The sequence below is a fragment of the Paenalcaligenes suwonensis genome (assembly GCF_011290505.1).
Classification (GTDB): domain Bacteria; phylum Pseudomonadota; class Gammaproteobacteria; order Burkholderiales; family Burkholderiaceae_B; genus Paenalcaligenes; species Paenalcaligenes suwonensis.
The window spans coordinates 283,858-308,482 of the sequence record NZ_JAANPV010000005.1; the positions used below are offsets into that span (position 1 = coordinate 283,858).

Sequence of the window (24,625 nt, forward strand, 5' to 3'; positions counted from 1 at the left end):
CGCACACCCCCAACAAAAAGGCCCTGCATCACTAAACTGCAGGGCCTTTTATTGGCTCATACCACTTAATCTTCTGTTCCATCTAACGGCGGGGTAGACATACCTTTACCCAGCACACCGGCCACCGTAAATAAAAACGCCAATCCACGTCTTACCTCGGGATCTCGCGCCAAACGCCATAAGCCCATGATAGAAGGCGGCTCTTTCATGTCTGCCACCTGCGCGTGTGCCATACGTGCCGCATTACCGGCTGTCCACACAGCACCCGTCACATCATCAAACGCCTTGGCTATTTTTTCTACCATATAGGCATCTGTCATATCCACAACATCGGCCGTAACAGAAGCCAAATCCACCAGCCTGTTTAACCTGCCTCCCGCCAACAATGGTGCAACTTTGGTCATTAGTTCTTCTAAGCCTTGCAGTGCTGCCTCATTACCCAGCACCGCATCAAAAGGCGTGGTCTCTGCTTTTTCTGGGGTGATGTTTAGGGTGTTGTGTCCCGTGTTTTCAATATTCGTCATCGTAATCTCCTTGGTCTCGTTCAGTGCTTAGGCTTACACCAACCCACGGGCTACAGCCCAATACGCGCCACGGTTAAACCCCTTGCGCATCAACCCACCCAATTTAGTCGGCGGCGTAGGTTTCACATCAACGTTGTAGTCGTACCAAAGCGGCATACCGTCCTCTAACCCCATCTGCGCAATTGCCACAACTTTACCGTCGTACGCATCGCAAATACGGCCATGCCTAATTTCGGATGCCACGTTATTCACCACTACCGGAGACTGGCTATGGCACGAACCACCCGCCTTACTCACCGGCAAATCGACGGTATCACCCAAGACATATACGTTTTCCAAGCCCAGCACTTTCATACTTTGATGATCAGTAGGCAGCCACCCTTCGTTATCAGCCGCTTGGGAAACCCCCGCTTTTCTAACGGCCTCTACGGCATGAATAGGTGGTGTGGCCATTAAGATATCGAAGTTTTCTTCTTGCCCTTCTGCCGAGTAAGCAATGTTTCTAGAAGGGTCCACACGGTCTAACGTAAAGCCACGCTGGTGCTTAATACCTCGTTGCTCAAAGATTGTCGGCAACACTTCGCAAGTATCTTTTTGCAGGAACAAACAATTGCGCAATAACTGCGCCACAGTAGGATAGGTGTACACGATTTCAATTTGATCGCGTACACCACGCTTACGCAGTAAATCATCCAACATCAACGTGGTTTCAATCGGTGCAATCCCACACTGGTGCGGCACGTTGTGCGTTTTGGGGAAGGTCACCGTAATGAAAATACGGCCTTTTTCTATACTGGCTAATTTATCGGCCAGCTGTCTGGCAGGCGCATGCTGATAGAAATGATCCCCTGCTTCTTTTAAGCCCTCGATTTTCTCGGGTGCAGGTATACATCCTGTAGAAATAATCAGGTGGTCATAATCAATTTTCTTACCGCTGCGACAATGCACGTTGTTAGAGGCAAAATCAAACTGCATCACCTCTTCAAGCTGGAAGTCTATTTCTGGGCGCAACAAACTACGTTGCGGCCTACGCAGCTCATCGCGGAAGAAACTATTAAAGGCCACATACATGAACGCTGGCTTGTAATAATGCCACGGCGAGTTTGAAATCATCGTGATCTTCACCTTCTTGGCACGGATTTCAGGATACAGCTTATTTACTAAATGATTGGCCGTCATGGTGCCGCCAATCCCGCCACCCACAATCAAAATATGATGCGCCATTGATGTCTCCTTTCTTATCATAAAAACAGAACGAACATTCGTTCTAACCCCTGGTATAAAAAAACGAGCTGTTACTGCAACCCGTTTCTCACACTGCTACATCGTATTAGCGCTGTACCGCAGTCCACGTACGCGACCACAACTCATCGAAATAATGCGCTAACGTCTGATCTACTAACCCATCTAAGCGCAAGCACACTAAACGTATCGCGGCCCCGTAAACCAGCGCTCCCGCCACCGACGAATCCATCATCGGGATCTCGCCCTCTTCTATACCTTTCAACACAAACCTACGCATACGTACGAAAGCCGATGCTGAACATATGGATTTTTCCGTAGGCAAAAACTCTTTATGTCTAGCATGAATAATAAAACCCATGGCATCAGGGTCAGAGTCTGTCAGCTCAAACAACATGCCTACTACCGCTTTACAGCGTTGCTCGGCACTAGCATGGCTAGATTCGATATCATCTAACAACCGGTTCATACCGGACAACAGATGGTCAAACAACGCACGGGCAATCCCTGCTTTATCAGTGAAGTGATGGTACACAAACCCCACAGACACATCCGCTGCCGCCACAATTTCATGAACCGAGGTACTGAAGTAACCCTTCTCATTAAACAAGCGCAATGCTGCTCGCAGTATGGCTTCATGACGAGGGGCCATTTCAGGAAACAGACTACAGGTTTTTTCAGTTAGTTCAATCATGAAGCAATTATAGAATGAATATTCGTTTTATAAAATTGAGAATCACTAGAAGGCAACCACGGCTGTATTTTAGCGCTTACTCTACAGCCTAGCGGCGTTACATGCGTAACGCTCTCCTCATCTAACAGGTAAGGATAGCTCTTCAGCGATAGCCTGCCCTAGCGATGCAATTGCTGCATTACGGGCCTCAATGGGAGCCTCTGTTTCTGTAATGTACACGGCCACCACCAAAGGGGCATGCTGCGCAGGCCAGAGCACTGCCGCCACGCCACGTGTTCCGTACTCGGCACTACCACTTCTATCTGCCACTAGCCAATCACTAGGCACACCCGCACGTAATAACGGCCCCGCCACCTCATTAGCCTTCATCCACCCTACTAACTGTTCCCGTTCAGTTGGGTTTAGCGCGGAACCCAACAACAAAGCCCGCATGGTGGCCGCCATGGCTGACGGCGTAGTGGTATCACGCTCATCTCCCGGTGTGGCCTCATTCACCTCAGGCTCCATCCTATCGAGTCTAGTGCTTTGATCACCAATAGTGCGTAAAAATGATGTTACGGCGGTAGGGCCACCCAGAACCTTCAACACCACATTAACCGCCGTATTATCACTGCTACGTAACGTAATTTCACACAGTTGAAAGGCTGATAACGTCTGTCCCACCAGCTCTTTAGTCACGGGCGCATAGGTCTGTATATCGTCAGGTTGCAGCAAAATAGGGCTATGCAGTAACGGTTCACCTTGCTGTAACAGTGCCGCACACACTAGTGTTTTAGCGGTACTGGCCATAGGAAAACGTTCGTCTGCTCTATATAGCCACGACTGTCCGCTACCGGTATCCACTACCGCCACACCCACGCGTGCCTGCAGTTGCTCTTCTATTGCGGCCGCCTTTTGCAAAATAGGCCCCTTGTCGTTAGCCTGTGCTTGCCCCAGTGTTACGAAGCTTGCTACAGCCAACAGCAAAGAGGCCACATAACCGCAAAACGTAGTGCGGTGAGTACGGGTTAAGGTAGGAGTAGAGAATCTATGCAGCATAGGGAAGTGCTCCTTATAACTGGCTCCCCACGCATCGTTCTGCCACTATGACTCGGCTGGTGCTTGAGGTACCTGATGAGGAAGTACAAAAATCTTGTCAAAGCCTAAGGTAAAGAAAAATGTATAGACTAAGAAAAAGACTAACAAAGTCACCTCCATCATGAAAGCCGTCCACACACCAACGCCGTACCACAACATATAAATAGGCAGACAAATCAGGATCAAACCGCCCTCAAAACCAATGGCATGTGCACAACGTAGACGTAAGGTTCTATCCATCACCTGATTACGGCGCTCCCAGGCTTCAAACAGGCTGTTATAGGTGTAATTCCACGCCACAGCTGCTGCTGACACCATCACCGCCACAGGCAACGAGTCATCTGCTCCACTGTCACTGAGCACCATCAGAATAAGGGTAGAAAAAAGAATCGCAAAAACTTCAAAAACGCCTACGTACACGAGGCGGCGCTTAAAAGGACTCAGGGTTATCAATGTAAACTCCAGCGCGCTTGGGCATACAGCCAAAGCCTAACACCGGCCCGCCCCGGGTAATAAATAAACAAGAAGTAGTGCCACACATCATAACGAGCCACGGTTTCCGCTCGCGTAGGTTTTTTACCTTATACAAGAATGCTTGTCAAAACGCTATGTGTTAGCTACCTAAAATGACTTCCCACTAAGCCACGCACGGAGTCTCAACACCGGATTTTTTCCAACGCCTAGGAATCTCGACCAGCGCCCCCCCTACTTGCGGCTGATTCTATAAGCCCCCAGAGAGAAACTTGCCATTTGGTACCAAAACACCGTTACTGCAGGCTAAGCTCTGACACGCACACAATCCAAAATTTACGAGCCCTGAACTTCTGCCATATGAAAAACAAAAATCATAGAAAGTAAAAACCACATAGATATCTACCAATATAAAAAATCACACCCTAAACACAAACAAAAAAGTGTGGTATAATAACGCCAGATTTTTAAATAAAGGTTGTTTAATTTTAAATATAGTTGATTACTAAATTAGAGTTTTAATAAATAGCCTTTTTCTTTTAATAATTATTATTAAAAAACAAAAGCGCAAAAAAAACCATTGCGCCAAAAAGAAACGGAGTTTTATTTTGTCAAAAACAAGAATTGCAATCCTAGGCGCAGGCCCTAGCGGTTTAGCACAACTACGTGCTTTTGAAGCATTACGTAAAAAAACCAATTCTGATGATTTTCCAGAAATTATCTGTTATGAAAAACAAAATGATATTGGCGGCATGTGGAACTACACATGGCGTACTGGCTTAGATAAAAACGGGGAACCCGTACATGGCAGCATGTACCGTTATCTGTGGTCTAACGGCCCTAAAGAATGTCTAGAGTTTGCGGACTATAGCTTCGACCAACACTTTGGTCAGTCCATCCCGTCTTATCCGCCACGTGAAGTCCTTAAAGACTACATCATGGGACGTCTAGATAAGCGCGCATTGTTTACGTATATGCGCTTTGAGTGTCCTGTTCGTTGGGTAACCTTTGACCAAGACACACAACGCTTTAGCGTTACCGTCATGAACCATAAAACGGGTGAGCAAGAAACCGAAGAGTTTGACTACGTCGTTGTTGCCACAGGACACTTTTCCACCCCTAACATGCCCTACTACAAAGGTTTAGAACAGTTCCCTGGCCGTGTCTTGCATGCTCACGACTTCCGTGATGCATTAGAGTTTGAAGGGCAAAATATATTGTTGGTAGGCGGTAGTTACTCAGCCGAAGATATAGGCTCGCAATGCTACAAGTACGGCGCCAAATCGGTCACCATCAGCCACCGTGGTGGTTCGTTTGGCTATGACTGGCCAGAGACCGTCAGCGAAAAACCGGGTTTAGAGCATATTGATGGGAACGTCGTGCACTTTAGCGATGGCACTAGCCAAGCCTTTGATGCCATTGTGATGTGTACCGGGTATATTTTCCACTTCCCATTCTTGCCCGATGAACTACGTTTAGAAACGCATAATTGTTTATACCCAGATAATCTTTATAAAGGGATTTTTTTCCAAAGCAACCCAAAACTCATTTATCTTGGTATGCAAGATCAATGGTTCACGTTTAATATGTTTGATGCACAAGCATGGTATGCGCGTGACGTTATCATGGGAAAAATACAGCTACCTAACGAAGAAGATAGATTAAAAGATATAAATAAATGGCTACAGAATCAAGCAACCTTAAATACTGACTCTGAATCCATTGATTTCCAGGCAAACTATATTGATGATTTAACAGGCGCCACAGATTACCCTAGCTTCCCTGTACATCAACAAGCTGAATTATTTAAAAAATGGCTTGAAGATAAAAAATCGGACATCATGGGGTTTAGAAACAAATCATATGCTTCTACTATTACTGGAACGGTAGCAGCACAATTGCCTAGACCATGGTTAGATATTAAAGATGATTCTCTGGAAGGCTTTATGTCCTTGAAATTCAAAAAGGCCAGCTAAGCGCCTTTAGCAATAGCTTAGGCTGTAATTCTAGGCTCATTACTATAACGCCTTAACAGCCAAACACTTCACACAAAAGAACGAGATGCCCTCCAAGCGTCTCGTTCTTTTTTCTCTCTCGCCCTCCCAATTGAAGCAACATGAACGAGGTCAGCCCCCCCCATACAGACGGGTGAATTGCGCCTATTTAAAATCTCAAATTACGTCAACGTGCTTGTTATTTCAATGGCTACTCTCTAGGATGATGAAGTTTCTTATTCGTCCAAATACTTGAGTCCCCTACATGAACCAAGAAAGCCGCTTCCAAGTCAACCTTGCAGGCATGATTGATATTCTGTCCAACCACTTGTACAGCGACCAAAACGTCTATATCCGTGAACTATTACAAAACGGTACCGATGCCATTCGCGCCCGTAAATTGTGGGACAGTGCATTTGAAGCAGGCGAGATCAACGTAGAGCTACAACAAGACCAAGTCTCTAACCACAAAACCCTAGTATTTTCTGACAACGGTATTGGTTTAACGGCTAATGAAATCGAAATCTTTTTAGCCACGATCGCCAGCTCATCCAAAGGTGAAAAGAATTTTGGTGCTAGCAACGAGCAAAGCTTTATTGGCCGTTTCGGCATAGGCTTATTATCGTGCTTTGTGGTGACCACCCAAATTCGCTTAATCACTCATTCAGCCAAAACAGGCACGGTACTTGAGTGGAACGGCAAAGGTGATGGCACCTATGACATCCATGAACTATCGCAAGAAGCGCGACCAGAGGTAGGCACAACCGTCTACTTAACCTACAAAGCAGAGATCGCCGCGGAGAGCTTTGCTGAATTGCACCGCACTATCCGTGAATGCCTGTTTCAATATGGTGCCTGCTTAGAGGTGCCTATCTACCTTCAAGACCAACGCGCGCGCCTATGGATAAACGAACACAGTAATAAAGTAGGTAGCTTGGCCGATCTGCAAGCGTTGAACCCTAACGAGATTCTGCAATTTGGACGTCTACTTTTTGGTGCAGACGACATGCGATCTCTGCAAGACTACTTCATCTTACATAATGAAAGCGGCGATACCTTTGCCGTCGCATATGTCATTCCTTTTGCCGTCAGCACCCACGCACGCAAACTACATCGCGCCTACTTAAACCGCATGTTCGTGAGTGATGCCATAGAGGAAGTTATGCCTGAGTGGGCGTTTTTCACGCGCACCGTCATCTGGACCAAAGAGCTACAACCCGTGGCCTCACGCGAGGCGTTTTACCAGAATGAAGCGCTAGATCGAGTCAGCCAAGAGCTTGGAGCATCGCTGAAACAGAAAATCAAAGCCATGCCAGAAAAGCAATTGCAACGCTTACTTAACACCCACTATCTGGCCTTCAAAGCCCTTGCATGCGAAGACAGCGAGTTGCTGCAGTTTATTTACCCCCATCTGAATTTCCGCACCTTAAATGGCGAGGAAAACCTGCAAACGCTGCTCTCTCGTTCAGAGGTGGTCTATTACACCCAAAGCGTGGATGAGTTTCGCCAAATTGCTGACGTAGCACGCGCACAGCAAATGCCCCTGATTAACGGCGGCTATGCTTATGACTCCTCTATCCTCAGACACCTGAACAGCATCCTGGGACACGATGTCTTCAAGCTCTTCCAAGCCGAAGACGTAGAGTTTGCATTCCAACCACTCTTCCCTGAAGAAGAACGTGCTTTTTCCGATTTGCTAGCCGGCCTTAATGAACGCATGAAGGCCTATCAGTTAGAGGTCGTGCTCAACTACTTCAGCCCCCACGACATCCCTATGCTCTACATCTGCAGTCAAAAAAACCAAGCAGAACGTGAGTTAGGTCGCGTTGCAGAGGCCAGCAACGATTTATTTGGTGGCATTTTAGGCAGCTTACAAGAAGACAAAAATGAGCCGCTCGCACAGTTGTACTTAAACTTCCACAACGAGGTAGTGCAATCGGTATTTTGCTCAGGGAGAAGCGTAGAAACCATCACCAGCGTGATCGAGGTTTTGTACGTACAAGCCTTGTTGATGGGGCACTACCCACTGAAAAAAGACGAAATCGCGTTGATGAACAAGGGCTTGCTGCACATCATCAAAGCTATGAAATAAAACACTAGGACTGGCAGAGCCTACCTCTGCCAGTCTGCACTGCAAAGGAATACATATATGAATGCTCAAGATTACATAGAACAAGCCTACGAGGTTGGTGAAAACAGCGTAGAAGGCGTGCGCCTACTTGAACAAGCCATGAAAGCTGCTGACGCTGAAAATGATGTAGAAACCGGCTACGAAGCACGCGAAATGCTGATGGATGCGACCTACACCTTAGGCATGCCCAAAAAGCAATTATTAGCGTTTGCATGGATGATCAAACAGTTTGAAGCTAAAGAGATCTACATAGACGAAGACGATCTCATGTGGAAATACAAATGGGTAGCGTTAAGCATTGTAGATTTCCCCGAAATTTCTAAGGCTCAAATCGACCACTTGCTGGAAGATATGAAGCAGAAATATCAGGGCTTTCAATACTCGTTAAAACCCTATTACAAAATTCGCACCATGGTGGCGATGAGCATGGGCGAACCCGAAGAAGTACTACACTTACGTGCAAAATGGCTAGCCGCCAAAAAAGATCACATGAATGACTGCGCCGCCTGCGAAACCAACGATGAAGTGCACTTTCAGTTCTACCATAGCAATTACCAAGAAGCGGTAGATAAAGCTAAGCCCTTGATCTCAGGCAGACAACGATGCGGCGAAGTACCCCACCTCACCAATGGGATGTTGGCCTTATCCTTTTGGCACTTAGGTGATCAGGAAGCCGCAAAAGAACGCTTTCAAAAAGGCTATAAACTCACCAAAGACGAAGTTGAGTTCTTAAACACCAATGCCGATTTCATACTCTACTTGATAGCGAGCCAGCAGTGGCAAGAGGCAGAGAAAATCGCTAAGAACGAGCTCAAAACCTTACCCAAAAGCGAAAACAAATTCCGCCAATTCCGCCTTTATGCGGCCGTAGCTGTGCTGCTACAGGCGGCAAAAAAACAGGGGCTAGCAATGAGTGTAGGTATGGAATTAGACGAAGCGTTGCAACATGCCCAACAAGCAGCCCAAGCTTTTGACAATAGAAATGGCAATACCTTCTACCAACAACAGTTGGCAGCGCAATTAGCGCAGTACAGCTAAAGGGAGGTATGTTTTTGTAGGGATAGTGCGCTTGCCGGAACAAAACACCGTCAAATCATGAGCATTGGCATCAGTGGGAGCATTTACCAGCTCTCAGCTAACAACACCCCATAACGCTGTCTTAAACAGTCATTCCTGGGGTGTTTTCCTATATGTACGCTATAGTGCTGATGTCCCCTGCAAACAGGCAGTTTGCCATTGGCTCTTGAATTCCTTGACCAGTTCAGTTTTTCGCAAACCACTGTCTTCTATTGCAGTGTCATACGCATTTTGCACCATCACCTCAAATAACTCTGTTATATCAGGCTCGCCCTCCACCTGAACTTTGGCGAGCACAGGCTCCCTAGCCGTACCATTTTGCCTTGCTTGCATTATGGATGCTGCTACCTCGGCAACAATTTCGCATCGATCCTCTACCGTGAGTGCCGCTGCCGTCGTGACTTGCATCACGCCCCAAATTGCACATAGTCCTGCTAGGTATTTTATTTTCATGTTCAAGCGAAATTTTTAGATTCATTCATGACACATCAAGCATCTAATAGTGAAGTTCTTGCTATTATGCGGTCTAGGTGGCTTTTTTTAGTGTACGCCATTTCGATGTGAATAGATCTAACGCGACGCAGCCTGTCACCAAAAACAAAAACGCCAATCCACGAGGACTGGCGTAAGTGATTGAATGTAGATGGTGCCGCTTACCGGAGTCGAACTGGTGACCTTTTCATTACGAATGAACTGCTCTACCAACTGAGCTAAAGCGGCACGGTGCGTTTGTACACAACAAAAATTATAATGCCATCATCTGAGCTTGTAAATTTAGCTTTCCTTCCTTTTTTACGAGGCGCATCATGAGTGCAAAATGGATTCTTATCATCGCGGCCTTTCTGCCGTTTTTGGCGGCCGTCAGTGCCAAAGTTGGGGGCAAAGGTTTTCAGAACCATACTCCACGTGAATGGTTAGCCAAACAAGAAGGCTGGCGCGCCCGTGCTAACGCAGCACAAGCCAATACCTTTGAAGCCCTCCCCTTCTTTTTTGCAGCCTTCCTCTATGCGCTTTTTCAGCCTGTTGTTCCTGAGTTAGTCATGAAACTGGGATGGGCCTGGGTAATCTTGCGCGTTGCCTACATTTACCTGTACATTCGCGACCTGTCGTCATTACGTAGCCTGATCTGGTTTGCTGCGTTTGGCGTAAACATCAGCCTGCTTTTTGTATAAGTCCCGTTTAGGATGAGGCCAGCATTTCCCTGACCTTTTCCCCTACACGAGCAAAACCTGCTCTATAGCGCTCATCTACCGGGTTACAGCACGAGATACGCACAGCATTGCTGAATCTACCGCTGGCCGAATACATACGCCCCGGAATTACACTGATTTTTTCACGCAGCAACTGTTGATACAACACGTAGCTATCAATGCTCTCTGGCAACTCTAACCAAAACAAATAGCCGCCATCAGGCTTAGTCGCCTTTGTACCCTCAGGAAAATACTCAGCAATCAGCGCTTGCGTAGTGTTCATATTCTTAGCGTAGTTTTTACGTAATTTACGCAAATGGTGATCATAGCCACCTGCCTCTAAAAACACCCCTAACGTCTCGGATAACAACTGCGACTCTGCTATGGAATACAGACTTTTTAGCTGACGTATTTTTTTATTAAAGCGTGTACTGTGTACCCAACCTATACGAAAGTCAGGCGCTAAGGTTTTACTAAAGCTAGAACAAAAAATTACCCAACCATCATCATCCATAGACTGTACGGCAGGTAGTGCACCTTGGCTTTGCAGTTCGGCATACAAGCCATCTTCTATCAACGGGATCTGATACTGATTCACTAAGGCTGCTAATTTCTTCTTGGCCACTAAAGGCATACTACACCCCAAGGGGTTGTGCAAATTGGGCATACAAATCAGGGCTTGCAGCTGTTTTTCTGCTAACAACGGCTCTATCTCATCCACACACAACCCTGTTTCCGCATGGGTAGGCAACTCCACCAACTTAAGCCCTAGCTCATTTAATAAAGGGATTAAATAAAAGTATGTTGGTGACTCCACGCCAATACTGTCACCCGGCTTAGTGACGGCACGCAACGCTAAGTTAATAGCCTCCATACAGCCATGAGTTAAACAAATATTTTTCTCATGGCTTAGCACGCCCAGATTCAGCATACGCCGCGAGATTTGTCTACGTAAGGTCAGACTACCTGGCGGTAAGGCATAACTGGACAGCAACGACGCTTGCTGGCGTACCAGCCTGCTCATGATGCGCCCCAGCTTTTCCCTAGGAAATAGATCCGAGTTCTTATCAGGGCATGCTAAGGATAGATTCAAAAAAGAAGGGTCTTGCTGCATCACAAACGCTTGCTCTATGAGCCCCAGCACCGATTCTGGTGAGGTAACCTCCTCTGCTCCTAGCTCGAAAGTACGCAATAAACTAGGCAACTGATTCTTCACCACAAACCCAGACTGCGGTCGCGCCTCGATTAAGCCTTGATCCTCTAATGAGCGATACGCAGCAATAACAGTGTTGATGCTTACATTATAGTTTTGCGCTGATTGGCGAATGGATGGCAATGCCCCACCAGCATTGAACACACCTTTCTCTATAGCGTGTTTTAACCCCTCTGCTAACCGCAGATAACGAGGCTGTGAAGATATGGGTAGTAACTCTGGCATAGCGATCTCTAGTATCAAAAACAGCAACCCTTAAACTGTACCCATCATAATTGATAATTTCTGAGCCTGTACCTATTTTTGTGCCTGCTTTACGCTGATATCTCTTTATTCATTTTCATCTAGCCCGAAACACCATGATAAACCCCGCACTCATCAGCTACGTTGCCGTTATGTCGGTAACCCCCGGCCCTAATAATTTACTGTTAGCGACGTCAGGCGTGAACTTTGGTTTTAAACGTACCTTGCCAATGAGCTTAGGCATTAGCTTAGGAGCCGGCTTGCAGTGCTTTATTACCATGCAAGCTCTGGGCATAATGATGCAATGGCTAGGCCAAATGCGGCTACCATTGGCATTAGCAGGCTGTGTGTATTTGTTATGGCTATCTTGGAAAATTTACCAATCTAGTGCCCCAGAATCCAAAAAGAAAAGCCAACCTTTTACATTCATACAAATGGCGGCTTTCCAATGGGTAAATCCAAAGGCTTGGATTATGGCCATTAACACTGCCCTACTTTTTGGCACACAAGACAGCGCACAAGTGTTCAGCCATAACCTACAAGTCTCACTGCTGTATATAGTGACTAACTTTCCTTGCATTTTAGTCTGGGTCATTATGGGTGACCGCTTACGACAGCTCTTACAAAGCCCTGCTTATCTACGCCTATTTAACGTATCTATGGCGCTAATTATGGGCCTCACAGCACTATGGCTAGCCGGCGAAGAACTTCTCACCGCCTATAGAGCCGTGTAACTGCTATTCGCGATGAAAGCTCCTGCATTGTTTAAACAGTTCAACGAATGGACATTGCATGGAATAATCCTCTTTATTACAACATCTATCACTCTTTCTTTATATACAGCCATCGCCTGCTAGGTAGAAAACACACTCTGTCATAAGATGAATAAGATTGTTCTCTTTCCTAGCTGGCTGTATCTGCATGAACTCCCCACTTCCTTTTAAACGTCATATCGCCATTCCTATTTTGCTAGGATTAGGCACAGGCTTTGCCACTAACCACGTTTCAGCACGTATTGCGTTTGACCATGGTGCAGGCTTATTAACTGCCATTTTATGGCGCTCAGGCATGAGCTTAATTTGCCTTACGCTCTTGTTATTGTGGCAACGCCATTCATTGCGCTTTGAGCGCAAGCTATGGCCGTGGCAACTAACCTTAGGCTTATTGGTCGCTTTTCAAAGCTTCTGTATTTTTTCGGCTGTGGCACGCATACCTGTGGGCATTGCCTTACTAGTCGCCAACACATTCCCTATTCTACTGGCGTTACTGAACTGGGCAGTCAGCGGTAAACGTCCCTCTAAAGCCTCGGTTGTCATTATGGGGATGATCTTATTTGGACTGATCTGGGTGCTGGATGCGCCTATGTGGTTCATGAACAGCGAACAACTTAGCAGCACTTGGTTTTTGGGCCTGCTTTTTGCCTTTGGGGCCGCAACCTGCTTTGCCTTTATTTTGTGGATTAGCGAAAACCGTTTAGCCAATTTATATGGCCCTGTGCGCAGCTTTTACACCATTGGCATCGTATTCTTTAGTATGTTGGGGCTTAGCTTTACCGGTGTCCTAGAAGGCGGCACAGCCTTGCCTGTCGATGCTGCGGGCTGGTTCTCATTAATCGCTGTGGGCTTCTTCTATAGTTGTGCATTTATAGGCTTGTTTGTACTAACACCTAGACTAAACCTTAGTCAAAATGCTCCAGCCTTAAATATTGAACCGGTAGCATCACTCATATTGGCGTGGATACTGCTAGAGCAAAGCCTAAACGGTAGACAAATATTTGGTAGCGCTATGGTGGTGACGGGCATTATTGCATTGGCGTCAGTGCATAGAAGTAAGCGGTCTTAAAATCTAGGCATATGAAGCCCACTCGCTAATACACTACACTAGACAAGTGGGCTTACAACTTATCAAAATACTGACCACTCTCCATCAGATCTACCACACGCCTATACTCGCCCGGAGTAATGCCCAAATGTTGACGAAAGAAGCGTGTGAAATGACCTGGTGCAGAAAACCCCACATTGTAGGAGATGTCTCCTATACGAATTTCCGGCTTACAGAGCTCGGCAATAGCCGCTTCCACGCGTAGTGCATTCGCATACACGGCGGGCGTTAAATTTGTACTTCGCTTAAATAACTCAAAGAAATGCGCACGCGACAATGCGCTCTCAGCCGCTAGTTCGGCAAAATTATCACCGTAATGCAGATTCTCACGCATTTTGGCTACAGCTCTACGAATACGTGGATCCATGCTCTGGGTACGTAAACCAGACAACAATTGCGAGGCATCTTTTAACAAAGAGTGATTCTCTGCTGTGGCCATAAACAAGTCAAAAATCTTTCCCTCTAAAATATCAGCAGCTATTTCTTGAGACACCAACATTTCTGCTGCTAAGGCATTAACAAGCTTGCGTGCACCGGGCGGCAAAACAGCACAAGGCTTGGGGAAAAATTGAGGATGACCACTGACCATAAGCGACTTCAGAACTTGGCTTAGCCATGTAGTCTCTAGGTATAGCGCCAATAAAATACAGCGCCCCTCACCGCTAGGAGTATGCTCGTACGCATGAGGCTCCCACGCATTTATCAACACCACACTATCTTTAGTCAGAGGCTGACTGCGCCCTTTCACCAAAAACGAACTATCCACGCCACTGACTTTAATCAGAGCATGGCAATGATGGTGAGCATGCGTGACCAGCGGTTTGCTCATATCAAGCAACGAGACGCGGCCAAATGCTCCTTGGAAGATTTTGATTGCCGTAGACATGGCGTAGAGTTTGGCTACATCCTCAGCGAAAAGTCTTTCAGCAGGTTCGACTAACCTGCTGAATCTTGTGACCTAATTTTATCATTTACTTCAAGTACACAAGGTGTCTAGCGTATCCTCTTTTACCCTGATACTTTAGCCAATGGCTCTGCTTTAGCTGGCTTTTCGCTCATCACTTTATCAGCAAGTAATGACGCTAACACACCGAAGACTAACGCCCAAAATGGCGCGCTAATACTTAGCAAGTTAAGTGAGCTCATCCCCACAACAAAGGCCACAAAAGAACCTACTTGATTTCCAAGCTTAGGCCCAAACGCCCCCTGTAAGGCACTCAACAATACACCTATCATTGCCAAGCCAGCGACCACACCAATCAATGCTTTGGGTAAGGCCATCACTACAGGAACCGCTAACCCCGCAACTAAGCCAAAGGCACCAAACAAAATACCGTTCACCACCGTGGCACCATAGCGCTTATCTTTATCTTCACCCGCTTGCTCTGAAGAACAAATCGCTGTCATTGGACCGGCAATATTGGCATTATGACCACCCATCATGCCAGCCAAAATCCCACCTACGCCACTCACTACCGTCATGGCATTAATAGGCGGCTTATAGCCTTCTGCCATCAACACACCAATCGCCTGAGCATTCTCGGCACCAATGACCAATGCCGCTAACGGCACAGCAATGCCAAAAAAAGCGCCCACCGTGAATACAGGGGCCGTGAACTCTGGCATGACGAACGCCAATGTTGATGCTCCTTCTTGCAAACCACCGGTCACGAATGTAGCGATAAGCCCCACCACTAGCGCAGCTAAGACTGGCGGCACTTTTCTAGTCAGACGTCCGGTAATAAAAAAGGCAATCACGGCAAGCCCTGCAATCAATGGCGCAGCGCGTACAGCCTCTACAGCAGCAATGCCAAAGCGAATCATGGCACCTGCAATCATGGCCATTACTATTGGCATAGGAACCCAACGCATGATCTTTCCTATCACGCCGGTAACTCCTAAGATCAGCACCAAGACTCCAGCCATAATAAACGCCCCCACTGCTTCTTGATAAGAAAAGCTAGCAAAAGCTGCCACCATAATGGCTGCTCCGGGTATGGAATAGGCCCCCGTAATAGGCATGCGATAACGTATGCCCATAAACAAACTGATAATGCCGCCCAACAAATAAATAGCTAGCAACCATGCAACAGTTTGTCCATTGGTTAACTGCCCGGCCTGTGCCGCCCCTATTACAATCAAGGCAGGCCCAGAACATCCGAAAATGGCTGCTACTAAACCTGCACTGAACGAGTTTAAGTTCAAGGCAGAGGGCAACGCTTTTAACCCTGATAGCCAACCTGGGGCTACTGGATCGTTGTGGGTACTATTTTTTGCTGTCCCAACTGTTTGGCTGTCCATGCTTGTCTCCTGAAAGCCGTATATTTTTTGTTTTCATTATTTCAGGCATCGAAAGGATTTAGTCCTATCGATGCCTTCTCTGTTATTTCCCAATAAAATGTGCAGGGCGTTTTGCGTGGAATGCTTCTACTCCCTCGCGGAAGTCTGCCGAACTACGTAGGCGACTGTAGCAATGCCCTTCAAGTTCAATAGCTGCACTTAACGAAGCTTCTTCACTGTCGTTTAATAACTTCTTCGCTGTGCGCTGAGCTAACGGAGAGAACCTCACTAACTCAGCAACTAACTTGTCTGTAGCCACTTCTAATTGATCATCGGCCACACACTCTACTACCAGGCCCCAGTCATACGCCTGTGCCCCTGGAATACGACGTGAGCGCATCACGATATCTTTAGTACGCCCAATACCCACCATTTTTTGCAATCGAGCAGAGCCGCCAGAACCCGGGATTTGACCAAGCTTCTGTTCAGGTAATGCGTACTCTGAAGTGGTGGTCGCAATACGGAAATCGCAGGCTAACGAGAGTTCAAAACCTACGCCAAAACAATAACCGCGATTTGCGGCGATTACAGGTTTAGTGCAACGTTCAGGAGCAGCGACATTCCATGCAAGCTTAGACACATGTTCCGGAGAAGCCTCCAAAAACCCACGTATATCGCCACCACTAGAAAAGTGCTCACCTTCGGCGCGCAGCACAATCACTTGCACATCATCATTCGTATCTAGCGCTTCAAACACTAGACGCAACTGCTCACGTTGCAACATAGAAATGATGTTGAAAGGTGGGCGTCCTAACACGATATCTGCACGTTTTTTCTCTGGATAAATGTCTACCGTAAAACCATCTAAGTTATCCAACAATGTTTGTGCAGGGTGCGTAATATGACTCATTTTTCTATCCTTAATAGATCTCAATTTGTGGCATGAAGCGAAGACTCTGTACTGGTCTCAAGGTCGTACTCCCCTGAAACCAGCTTACGTCTCAGAATTTTTCCAACTGGTGACTTAGGTAAAGCAGCAACAAATACGTACTCGCGTGGTCGTTTGAAATTAGCAAGGTCAGTAGAGCGACAATATTGGTCTAGCTCTTCGGCACTAACTGCTGCTTGGCGCTTCACAAAGGCCACGACTTTATGCCCCCAACGCTCATCCTTCACACCAGCAACGGCAACCTCATCTACTGCAGGGTGCAGTGAAATGACAGACTCGATTTCAACTGGCGAGATGTTTTCTCCGCCACTAATGATCATGTCGTCCACCCGACCACTCACGAACAGTTCGCCATCCCTATCCAAGTAACCAATGTCACCTGTGAAGTACCAACTCCCATTCAGCGACTTGGCATCTGCATCGGGGCGGTTCCAATACCCTTCGAACGCCTCATCCCCATCTAAGTGGGCAATGATCTGTCCCTCTTCTAGGGGCTGCAGCACATCGTTTGGATTCGTGCCTCCTAGCCTAACCACTCGCAATCTACAGTTCAGCCCTGCTCTACCACTAGAGCCTGCCTTCTGCTGTGCTTTCTGATTGATTGCCATGGTGTAAACCTCAGAACTGCCGTAATGGTTCACAAACAAAGACGGAGCAAAGGCTTTATCTATTTTTCTCAGTAACGCCTCTGACATAGGGGCACCCGCAAAACCCAACTTACGTACCTGACTAATATCCGTTGCCGCGAAGGCTGGATGCGACAGCAAGTCGTGATAGAGAGTAGGCACCAGATACAAGTTCGTGATGCCTTCAGACTCAATCAATGAAAGGGCTTGGCTTACATCGAATTTGGGCATGCAGACAAAGCAGCCATCAATCAATGCCATCGCCAATAGAGAACGCACACCCATAGTGTGATACAGGGGCATCACGCCTAAGGTGCGCTCACCATTGGCATACAAATTTTGTGCTACATGCGCCAATGCTGCGGCACGCTCGTGTCTATGCCTGCGCGGTACGCCTTTGGGTTTGCCTGTAGTACCCGACGTATACAACATCAATGAGTAGTCATTAGCATTGGCACGAGACACAGCATCTATTGGAGCGGCATGAAGCAAATTTTCAAAACGCTCTCCGCTCAGTTCGCACACATCACCTGCCGTTACTCTCACTATGTCTGCCGACACCTGTAACTCACGCATGGCCTCAAGACATGAGTCATCATGGATCAGTAATTTGGCTTGTGAATCAGCAATACAGTATTCGATATCTTCAGCTTTAGAGCGCCAATTCAGCGGTGTAATAATGACGCCCAAAAGCTGACACGCCCAATGCACAGTCGCCATTTCCCAGCGATTCTGCATGATCACTACAATGTGATCGCCATGCTGTACGCCTAGCTTTTCAAGACCTCCTGCTACGGCTCTAATCTTGTCAAACCACTGCAAGTACGTCAGACGCTGTCCATCTGCGACTACAGCAAGCGCGTTGGGGCTACGCTCCACACTCTGTATAAAAGTGCTTCCTAAATCAAGCATTCGAAGTCTCCGTTTTCTCTGCTTTTAATTGATCGGCAACATCGAGGATCGCCGCTACTATCGGTGTGTAACCGGTACATCTACACAGGTGACCTGATAACATGTCCCGAACCTCTTCTTCACTGGGTTGTGGGAAACGCTGTAAGAAATCAGCGCTAGACATCAAAATCCCCGCTGTACAAAACCCACATTGCAGGGCATGGTGTTTTTTGAATGCTTGCTGCAACGCACTCAAGGTGTCGCCTTCATCAGCCAAGCCTTCTACCGTGCAGACATCACGCCCCTCTACTTGGCGCGCAAAGCACAAACAAGAACGCACTGCCACACCATCAATCTGCACCGTACAGGCCCCACACACGCCATGCTCACACCCCACGTGCGTACCCGTTGCCCCTAGCTCATGACGAATAAAATCCGATAACAATGTACGATCTTCTGCATAGCCTCTACGGGCCACCCCATTGAGCTTAAGCTCTACTACATGCTTGTTATGTTGTGATGCCGACATGGGCTAACCCTCTTTTCGTGAACAACGAGATATCGCCGTCTCTATAGTTTTCTGTCCTAGCACACGTACTAAATGACGCCGATAAGCTGCTGATGCATGTTGGTCATCCTGCGCTTGAAGCGCCCAAGCCAAGTCATTCAAATACTGCGAAAAGAGAGCTTGCTGACTGCGTGGCCATTGCACTACCACCGGCTTATCGGCAACGCCTCCTACTCCTAGACATATATACTCAGGCCCTGCCTCAACAGCACACGCCACAATGGCAAAATCCCCTCGACGTAATGCAAACTCATCAAAGGCGTATCCATGCCCTTCCTTTGCAACGGGGAAACGTACTTCAGTCACCATCTCGTTATTTTTCTTGGCGGTAGTCAGCATCCCCTGCTGAAAATCAGCAGCATGTAGCTCTCGACTACCTTTCCGAGAATGCAATACAACCTGACCGCCTAATGTGGCAAGGCATAATGGCAACTCTGCACTAGGGTCGGCATGGGCAATAGAACCTACTACCGTTCCCCTATTACGAATCTGATAATGCGAGATAAACGGTATAGCTTCTGCTAACAAGGGCGACACTACCGATAAATCTGACCAATACTGCAATTGCGCTTGGGTCGTGCTAGCTCCTATGCACAGCATGTTTTTGTCTTGTCGTATGTAGTTCAACTCTTGGCAGTGGGAGATATCTAACAAATATGTCGGTTGTGCTAAACGCATGTTCAGCAAAATCACCAGCGACTGCCCACCCGCCAATATGCGTGCATTCTCACCGGCCTCTTGTAACCACTCTAGGGCTTGGGTAGTGAACTCCACACGCTTATACTCAAATGCTAGTGGCTTCATTTTTGCATCCTCAACCAACGCATCAAACGAGACCACAAGCCGCCCACTCTCTGCTCCACTTGGCCTCCAGATGCCTGACGGCCAAGCTGTTCAAACAACTGCCCCAACACCATACGAGCGGCCCCCTCTAACATGCGTCCACCCACAGCAGCTACCTTCCCTTGCACTTCCGCAGCATAGTGATAGGTCATCAACGTACCGTGCTCATTCGCTGCTAGAACAATATCGCCTCCACCGTCTGCACCACCTAGCGATGACACACCAGCTCCTTGCAAATGCAATGAATGTGGTCGTTGAATATTGGAAAGCTCAATGGTCGCTTCGTATCTAGCTTTAATCATCCCTATACTGATCGTGACGTCCGCGCGGTATTTGTTTTCACCTATACGCTGCAACTCACGACAACCAGGAATCACGGCTGCTAAAGCGACTGGGTCTAAAAGCACATCAAACACCTGCTCTGGCGAAGCAGAAATTTGTGTACTGCCCGAGGCAGAAAGCGCGTGAGCTTTACCTGTTTTTTTCGCTGTTTTTTGTACCTGTACCGCCCCAGAAGGCTCTGGATCCTCAAAACCAATGAGCTCTAACACTTTGTTAGGTGTTAACGGTAAACGTATATCCAGCTCACCATGTAACGGGCTTAAGGCATCGGCTACAGCATTAGCAATGCACACGGGTGTGCTCATGTTGTTACCTTCACCCAAGCCCTTAGCACCCAGAGGTGTAAACGGACTAGGCGTTTCTAAGTGCACGATGACGGGCTCAGGCACCTCATAACTGGTAGGCACTAAGTAATCGGCAAAGGTACCCGACTGAAACCCACCATCATCGCCATACCTAAACTCTTCCAGCAGCGCAGCCCCTAGCCCCTGGGCAAATGCTCCTCGGATTTGCCCATCAGCCATCGCGGGGTTCAGTAGAGTTCCTGCATCATGAGCCGTAACGTATTTATCAATACGTACACGACCCGTTTGCTTATCAATTTCTACAGCGCAAATATCAAATGCAAAGCCATAAGCCGCAGAAGTATTCACCCTATCATCTTCGGATGGTGCTTCTAAGGTTTCGGGAGTCCAAAATTCCGTGATGCGCATGGCGGGAGTCATGCCTTCAGGCAACTCCGCAGGCGACCAATGCGCGCTACTTGCCAACCTAGCAAATGGAATGATGGTAGTGGGGTTGCTGTCTTGGAATACATAACCAGCTTCAAACCTGACCTCATCCACATCACAATGCAGTTGTGCTGCGGCGATAGCAGCTAGTTTGTTCCGTAATTTGTTTGCGGCAATGTGTACGGTGCCTGCCACGGCTCCGGCAAAACGACTGGAGTAATTACCAGCGGCAACCGACCACGCATCTTTGCTAGTATCAAAATCAATATTGACGTTAATGTCTTTGGGCTGTAGCCCAAACACGTCTGCTACCACCTGTGCACACACAGTGACATGGCCTTGCCCTGCCGGGGCGGAGGCAATAATCACGGTCACACAGCCCAGTAAGTCTATGCTCACTGTGGCAGATGCAATTCCCCCGTTTTTTGGACCTGCTTTGGCACGCTGCTCGGGCGTCAATGCAATAGTGATATAGCCCATATTAGAAATAGAGGGTTCTACAATGGCGGCATAGCCTATGCCATATAGCTTACCTTCCGCTCTGGCTTGATCCCGTCGTTGTAGCAACTCCTTCAACCCGCCCTCTTCAATCGCCGCTTTCATAACTCGCGGATAATCCCCCGAGTCCAATAAAGCACCTGCTGCAGCACGGTAAGGAAATGCTTCTGGCTGAATGAAGTTGCGCTCGTATATGGATAACGGATCTACCTCTAAATACTGCGCAATGCGGTGAACCATACGTTCTAAAGCGAAGTACACCTGCGGCCCACCAAAACCTCGCACTAGGCCCGAAGGCATCTTATTGGTGACCACCACGCGATTACGTACTTGCAAATCTGCAATGCGATAGGCCCCAGTTAATAGGCCATGCATACGATAAAACGTTGCTGGCTCTGGCGCTCGCAAATAAGCTCCCACATCATCAAGTTGATCTAGGTCTATAGCATTAATTTTTCCATCGCTATCAAATGCAGCCCTAATCGTCGCCTTACGACCATTTGCTGCTGTTGCTGCACTAAGATGCTCTAGCCTGTCTTCAACCCACTTAACTGGGGCTCCACCCACTTTTCTTGAGGCTAAACACATCAACACAACAGCGGTAAACACTGCTTGTTTCACGCCAAAGCTCCCGCCAGAGTCTGGCGCAGAACGGTGACGTAATCTATTGCCTGGTACTTTGAGTGCCAACGACATCACTGCATGCATGGAGAAAGGCCCCATGAAGTTTGAGCACACATCGTAGCCTTCATCGCCTGGCAAGTGCTCTGCGATAACAACCCCACACTCAATAGGTGTACAGGAGTTTCTCGGGTACTCAATATCTAGCGATAGGCTGTGATCGCTCTCTTTAAACCTAGCTTGAGGGTTGCCATACACAAACGAGCGGTCGTGCAATACATTGCTTTCAACAGCCTCATGCAAAATGGCAGCACCCGTAGAGATAGCCGTATCAATACTACTTACTGCGGGCAACGATTCAAACTCTATGGCTATGCCATCTAAGGCGTCTTCTGCTAAATACCGGTCTTCGGCAATCACCACAGCAATAGGCTCACCCACATAGCGCACCTTATCCATGGCCAATGCCCACATTTCCATAGGCACTTTCACACCGTTAATAAACGGCTTTGACCATGCACGCACATCCTCCGAGGTTAAGACTCCGCGTACACCTTGCATTTTTTCTGCACGCGACACATCAATAGATACAATCCGTGCATGTGCATAGCTTGAGCGATAGACAGCCGCATGCAGGGTGCCTGGCTTAATCGCTAGATCATCACCAAAACGTCCTCTGCCTTGTAACAAAGAAATGCTTTCAACGCGTTCAACTCTCTGCCCAACAAACCTGCTTGTAGGGTTTGTTGGCATACTTTCCACTGTGCTCATGCACTGTCTCCGAAAATACCCTGCTCAGAACCAACCAACTTGCTGTAATCGTTCTAGTTGCTGTCAGGCTCTGTATTGCTCTTACCTGTACTCACTATGTGCTTTATTTTGATGAGTTAAATAAGAGTGCAAACATCTGGAAACAGTATATAAATGAAGAGTCGTCTCTCTTTTACCTAAGAGTCGGCTCAATTACCTTTAAGTCTGATTATTATTTCCTACCTCGGCTATCTCATGCATCTATGCAGGCATAATCAATCAGCTCAGTCCAAACAAACATCCGTGCAACACTAACTACAGCTTAAGAATAAGAGATTATTTTTATGGAAAACCTAGATGTACTAGTATTACGCAGACTTTGTGCATGGCGTAATCAAGGCAAGAAAGCCCTCTTAGCTACAGTCATCCGCACATGGGGTTCCTCACCACGTCCTTTAGGTTCTATCATGGCTCTGTGTGAAGATGGGACTGTGGTGGGTTCTGTTTCAGGAGGATGCATAGAAGACGATCTCATACACCGCTATACTAACGGTGAAGATAAAACTGCTCTGCATGAGAACAGCTCACCACGATTACTCACCTATGGCCTAAGCGCCGAGGAGGCTTTTAGGTTCGGCCTACCCTGTGGCGGCACCTTAGAGATACTTGTAGAGTTCAACCCCGACGCAGATGCATTAACTGAACTAGTTGCTACATTAGATCAAGGTCTGCTCGTACAGCGTAACCTGCAATTAGAAACGGGTATAGTGCAACAACAGCCTATTGATGCTCCGTTACCTTTAAGTTTCACAAGAGAATGCCTAAGCAACTGTTTCGGGCCAGAGTACCGTATGTTATTGATAGGTGCCGGCCAATTAACCGAGTACGTAGCTACCATGGCATTGTTCAGCGGTTTCAGCGTTACTATTTGCGACCCTAGAGCAGAACACCGTAGCAGCATCTCTATTAAAGGCGTCACGTTATTATCAGATATGCCAGATGACGTAGTCACCGCATTCAAACCTGATGCCCGTACCTGTATCGTTGCTCTTACTCACGATCCTAAACTTGATGATCTAGCCCTAATGGAAGCTCTATGCACAAAGGCTTTTTATATAGGTGCTATAGGATCACGACGTAATAATCAAGAAAGACGCGAACGTTTACTGCAACACTTTGATTTAAGCGTAGAACAACTCGCTAAATTACATGGGCCTATCGGTATCTACATAGGTAGTAAAACACCTGCGGAAATTGCTATTAGCCTCATGGCAGAGATTATTGCCATTAAGAATGGCCTATCCCTCCCTAACAGCATGAATGTCGCCTACGCTAAAGAGAAGCTGTCACAACAAGTCGCATAACAAGAGCCATAAAGGAGCTAAAAGCCCCCTCTATAGGCTCTAATTAACGCCGAATGCATTGTGCATTACGCCTCTAGTCCATTCGTTATGCTTGCGTCACACTATAACAGCCTGTAGCGTGCCTTTTCAGCAGACGTAAAAAAGCCCCGCATCGGTTGGATGCGGGGCTTTTGGTATAAGAGCCTGACGATGACCTACTTTCACACACGAAAATGCACTATCATCGGCGCGAAGGCGTTTCACGGTCCTGTTCGGAATGGAAAAGGGGTGGTTCCACCTTGCTATGGTCGTCAAGCGTAACTGGTTTGTTCACATGCTACACAGAGCATGTCAACTAAATCTGGAATTAGCACAACTACATCATCAGTATGATGCAGTGTTTCATGTTTGGGATTGCGTTATTGTACTACTAAATTTGTTTGAAC

21 protein-coding genes, 1 tRNA gene and 1 rRNA gene are annotated in these 24,625 nt (G+C 47.3%); 7 read left to right on the forward strand and 16 right to left on the reverse strand.

Annotated elements, in window-relative coordinates:
* Positions 1-65: 65 nt before the first annotated feature.
* From GY634_RS10005 to GY634_RS10025, 5 genes are all read right to left on the reverse strand, one after another.
* Positions 66-524: a DUF1641 domain-containing protein gene (locus GY634_RS10005; protein ID WP_166408388.1), complete on the reverse strand. Its 459-nt coding sequence runs from the start codon at positions 522-524 to the stop codon at positions 66-68.
* A 33-nt stretch (positions 525-557) separates the two neighbouring features.
* The gene (locus GY634_RS10010) at positions 558-1,748 is read right to left on the reverse strand and encodes an NAD(P)/FAD-dependent oxidoreductase (RefSeq protein WP_166408389.1); all 1,191 of its coding nucleotides are present in this window, start codon (positions 1,746-1,748) and stop codon (positions 558-560) included.
* A gap of 106 nt (positions 1,749-1,854) precedes the next feature.
* Positions 1,855-2,460 carry a TetR/AcrR family transcriptional regulator gene (locus GY634_RS10015; RefSeq protein WP_242683679.1) on the reverse strand — a complete coding sequence of 202 codons (606 nt, stop codon included), beginning with the start codon at positions 2,458-2,460 and terminating at the stop codon, positions 1,855-1,857.
* 117 nt (positions 2,461-2,577) lie between these two features.
* A complete protein-coding gene (gene bla, locus GY634_RS10020) occupies positions 2,578-3,498 on the reverse strand; it encodes a class A beta-lactamase (protein WP_166408390.1) in 921 nt (306 codons plus the stop codon).
* 45 nt (positions 3,499-3,543) lie between these two features.
* Positions 3,544-3,990 (reverse strand): PACE efflux transporter, encoded by a 447-nt coding sequence (locus GY634_RS10025; protein ID WP_166408391.1) that lies wholly within the window; start codon positions 3,988-3,990, stop codon positions 3,544-3,546.
* A gap of 626 nt (positions 3,991-4,616) precedes the next feature.
* On the opposite strand from GY634_RS10025, the gene GY634_RS10030 reads away from it, so the two are divergent.
* From GY634_RS10030 to GY634_RS10040, 3 genes are all read left to right on the forward strand, one after another.
* Positions 4,617-5,984 carry an NAD(P)-binding domain-containing protein gene (locus GY634_RS10030; RefSeq protein ID WP_166408392.1) on the forward strand — a complete coding sequence of 456 codons (1,368 nt, stop codon included), beginning with the start codon at positions 4,617-4,619 and terminating at the stop codon, positions 5,982-5,984.
* Between the two features lie 283 nt (positions 5,985-6,267).
* A complete protein-coding gene (locus GY634_RS10035) occupies positions 6,268-8,094 on the forward strand; it encodes an HSP90 family protein (protein WP_166408393.1) in 1,827 nt (608 codons plus the stop codon).
* A gap of 57 nt (positions 8,095-8,151) precedes the next feature.
* The gene (locus tag GY634_RS10040) at positions 8,152-9,171 is read left to right on the forward strand and encodes a hypothetical protein (RefSeq protein WP_166408394.1); all 1,020 of its coding nucleotides are present in this window, start codon (positions 8,152-8,154) and stop codon (positions 9,169-9,171) included.
* A gap of 159 nt (positions 9,172-9,330) precedes the next feature.
* Here the strand turns inward: GY634_RS10040 and GY634_RS10045 are convergent, their stop codons facing one another.
* Positions 9,331-9,663 carry a hypothetical protein gene (locus GY634_RS10045; RefSeq protein ID WP_166408395.1) on the reverse strand — a complete coding sequence of 111 codons (333 nt, stop codon included), beginning with the start codon at positions 9,661-9,663 and terminating at the stop codon, positions 9,331-9,333.
* 191 nt (positions 9,664-9,854) lie between these two features.
* A tRNA-Thr gene (locus tag GY634_RS10050) sits at positions 9,855-9,930 on the reverse strand.
* A gap of 86 nt (positions 9,931-10,016) precedes the next feature.
* Between GY634_RS10050 and GY634_RS10055 the strand changes: the two genes are divergently transcribed.
* Complete coding sequence (locus tag GY634_RS10055) at positions 10,017-10,382, forward strand: MAPEG family protein (RefSeq protein ID WP_166408396.1); 366 nt, start codon at positions 10,017-10,019, stop codon at positions 10,380-10,382.
* Positions 10,383-10,389: 7 nt separating this feature from the next.
* Here the strand turns inward: GY634_RS10055 and GY634_RS10060 are convergent, their stop codons facing one another.
* On the reverse strand, positions 10,390-11,838 hold the full coding sequence (locus GY634_RS10060) for an aminotransferase-like domain-containing protein (protein WP_166408397.1): 1,449 nt from the start codon (positions 11,836-11,838) through the stop codon (positions 10,390-10,392).
* Positions 11,839-11,972: 134 nt separating this feature from the next.
* Between GY634_RS10060 and GY634_RS10065 the strand changes: the two genes are divergently transcribed.
* Together GY634_RS10065 and GY634_RS10070 are read left to right on the forward strand one after the other, a co-directional pair.
* Positions 11,973-12,590 (forward strand): LysE family translocator, encoded by a 618-nt coding sequence (locus tag GY634_RS10065; protein ID WP_166408398.1) that lies wholly within the window; start codon positions 11,973-11,975, stop codon positions 12,588-12,590.
* 187 nt (positions 12,591-12,777) lie between these two features.
* On the forward strand, positions 12,778-13,698 hold the full coding sequence (locus tag GY634_RS10070) for an EamA family transporter (RefSeq protein WP_166408399.1): 921 nt from the start codon (positions 12,778-12,780) through the stop codon (positions 13,696-13,698).
* A 52-nt stretch (positions 13,699-13,750) separates the two neighbouring features.
* Here the strand turns inward: GY634_RS10070 and GY634_RS10075 are convergent, their stop codons facing one another.
* The 7 genes from GY634_RS10075 to GY634_RS10105 all read right to left on the reverse strand — a co-directional run bounded on the left by GY634_RS10075 (position 13,751) and on the right by GY634_RS10105 (position 22,857).
* Positions 13,751-14,623: a helix-turn-helix transcriptional regulator gene (locus GY634_RS10075; RefSeq protein WP_166408400.1), complete on the reverse strand. Its 873-nt coding sequence runs from the start codon at positions 14,621-14,623 to the stop codon at positions 13,751-13,753.
* A 122-nt stretch (positions 14,624-14,745) separates the two neighbouring features.
* Positions 14,746-16,038: a benzoate/H(+) symporter BenE family transporter gene (locus tag GY634_RS10080; RefSeq protein ID WP_166408401.1), complete on the reverse strand. Its 1,293-nt coding sequence runs from the start codon at positions 16,036-16,038 to the stop codon at positions 14,746-14,748.
* Between the two features lie 82 nt (positions 16,039-16,120).
* The gene (locus GY634_RS10085; RefSeq protein ID WP_166408402.1) at positions 16,121-16,927 is read right to left on the reverse strand and encodes an enoyl-CoA hydratase/isomerase family protein; all 807 of its coding nucleotides are present in this window, start codon (positions 16,925-16,927) and stop codon (positions 16,121-16,123) included.
* 20 nt (positions 16,928-16,947) lie between these two features.
* Positions 16,948-18,504 carry an AMP-binding protein gene (locus GY634_RS10090; RefSeq protein WP_166408403.1) on the reverse strand — a complete coding sequence of 519 codons (1,557 nt, stop codon included), beginning with the start codon at positions 18,502-18,504 and terminating at the stop codon, positions 16,948-16,950.
* Positions 18,497-19,012, reverse strand: coding sequence for a (2Fe-2S)-binding protein (locus tag GY634_RS10095; protein WP_166408404.1), 516 nt, complete (start codon positions 19,010-19,012; stop codon positions 18,497-18,499). Before GY634_RS10095 ends, GY634_RS10090 begins: the two co-directional genes overlap by 8 nt.
* A gap of 3 nt (positions 19,013-19,015) precedes the next feature.
* Entirely contained in the window at positions 19,016-19,855 is an 840-nt protein-coding gene (locus GY634_RS10100) for an FAD binding domain-containing protein (protein WP_166408405.1), read from the reverse strand.
* Positions 19,852-22,857 carry a xanthine dehydrogenase family protein molybdopterin-binding subunit gene (locus GY634_RS10105; protein ID WP_166408406.1) on the reverse strand — a complete coding sequence of 1,002 codons (3,006 nt, stop codon included), beginning with the start codon at positions 22,855-22,857 and terminating at the stop codon, positions 19,852-19,854. Before GY634_RS10105 ends, GY634_RS10100 begins: the two co-directional genes overlap by 4 nt.
* A gap of 323 nt (positions 22,858-23,180) precedes the next feature.
* Here GY634_RS10105 and GY634_RS10110 point away from each other — a divergent pair, with 323 nt between their 5' ends.
* Positions 23,181-24,200, forward strand: coding sequence for an XdhC family protein (locus GY634_RS10110; protein ID WP_166408407.1), 1,020 nt, complete (start codon positions 23,181-23,183; stop codon positions 24,198-24,200).
* Positions 24,201-24,381: 181 nt separating this feature from the next.
* Here the strand turns inward: GY634_RS10110 and rrf are convergent.
* Positions 24,382-24,495: ribosomal RNA gene (gene rrf, locus GY634_RS10115) — 5S ribosomal RNA — on the reverse strand.
* Positions 24,496-24,625: the final 130 nt, after the last annotated feature.

Coding starts and splice junctions, on each gene's coding strand:
- GY634_RS10065 (WP_166408398.1), top strand. CDS start 11,973: ATGATAAACCCCGCACTCATCAGCTACGTTGCCGTTATGTCGGTAACC.
- bla (WP_166408390.1), bottom strand. CDS start 3,498: ATGCTGCATAGATTCTCTACTCCTACCTTAACCCGTACTCACCGCACT.
- GY634_RS10060 (WP_166408397.1), bottom strand. CDS start 11,838: ATGCCAGAGTTACTACCCATATCTTCACAGCCTCGTTATCTGCGGTTA.
- GY634_RS10010 (WP_166408389.1), bottom strand. CDS start 1,748: ATGGCGCATCATATTTTGATTGTGGGTGGCGGGATTGGCGGCACCATG.
- GY634_RS10090 (WP_166408403.1), bottom strand. CDS start 18,504: ATGCTTGATTTAGGAAGCACTTTTATACAGAGTGTGGAGCGTAGCCCC.
- GY634_RS10045 (WP_166408395.1), bottom strand. CDS start 9,663: ATGAAAATAAAATACCTAGCAGGACTATGTGCAATTTGGGGCGTGATG.
- GY634_RS10035 (WP_166408393.1), top strand. CDS start 6,268: ATGAACCAAGAAAGCCGCTTCCAAGTCAACCTTGCAGGCATGATTGAT.
- GY634_RS10075 (WP_166408400.1), bottom strand. CDS start 14,623: ATGTCTACGGCAATCAAAATCTTCCAAGGAGCATTTGGCCGCGTCTCG.
- GY634_RS10055 (WP_166408396.1), top strand. CDS start 10,017: ATGAGTGCAAAATGGATTCTTATCATCGCGGCCTTTCTGCCGTTTTTG.
- GY634_RS10110 (WP_166408407.1), top strand. CDS start 23,181: ATGGAAAACCTAGATGTACTAGTATTACGCAGACTTTGTGCATGGCGT.
- GY634_RS10100 (WP_166408405.1), bottom strand. CDS start 19,855: ATGAAGCCACTAGCATTTGAGTATAAGCGTGTGGAGTTCACTACCCAA.
- GY634_RS10040 (WP_166408394.1), top strand. CDS start 8,152: ATGAATGCTCAAGATTACATAGAACAAGCCTACGAGGTTGGTGAAAAC.
- GY634_RS10095 (WP_166408404.1), bottom strand. CDS start 19,012: ATGTCGGCATCACAACATAACAAGCATGTAGTAGAGCTTAAGCTCAAT.
- GY634_RS10015 (WP_242683679.1), bottom strand. CDS start 2,460: ATGATTGAACTAACTGAAAAAACCTGTAGTCTGTTTCCTGAAATGGCC.
- GY634_RS10105 (WP_166408406.1), bottom strand. CDS start 22,857: ATGAGCACAGTGGAAAGTATGCCAACAAACCCTACAAGCAGGTTTGTT.
- GY634_RS10005 (WP_166408388.1), bottom strand. CDS start 524: ATGACGAATATTGAAAACACGGGACACAACACCCTAAACATCACCCCA.
- GY634_RS10085 (WP_166408402.1), bottom strand. CDS start 16,927: ATGAGTCATATTACGCACCCTGCACAAACATTGTTGGATAACTTAGAT.
- GY634_RS10080 (WP_166408401.1), bottom strand. CDS start 16,038: ATGGACAGCCAAACAGTTGGGACAGCAAAAAATAGTACCCACAACGAT.
- GY634_RS10070 (WP_166408399.1), top strand. CDS start 12,778: ATGAACTCCCCACTTCCTTTTAAACGTCATATCGCCATTCCTATTTTG.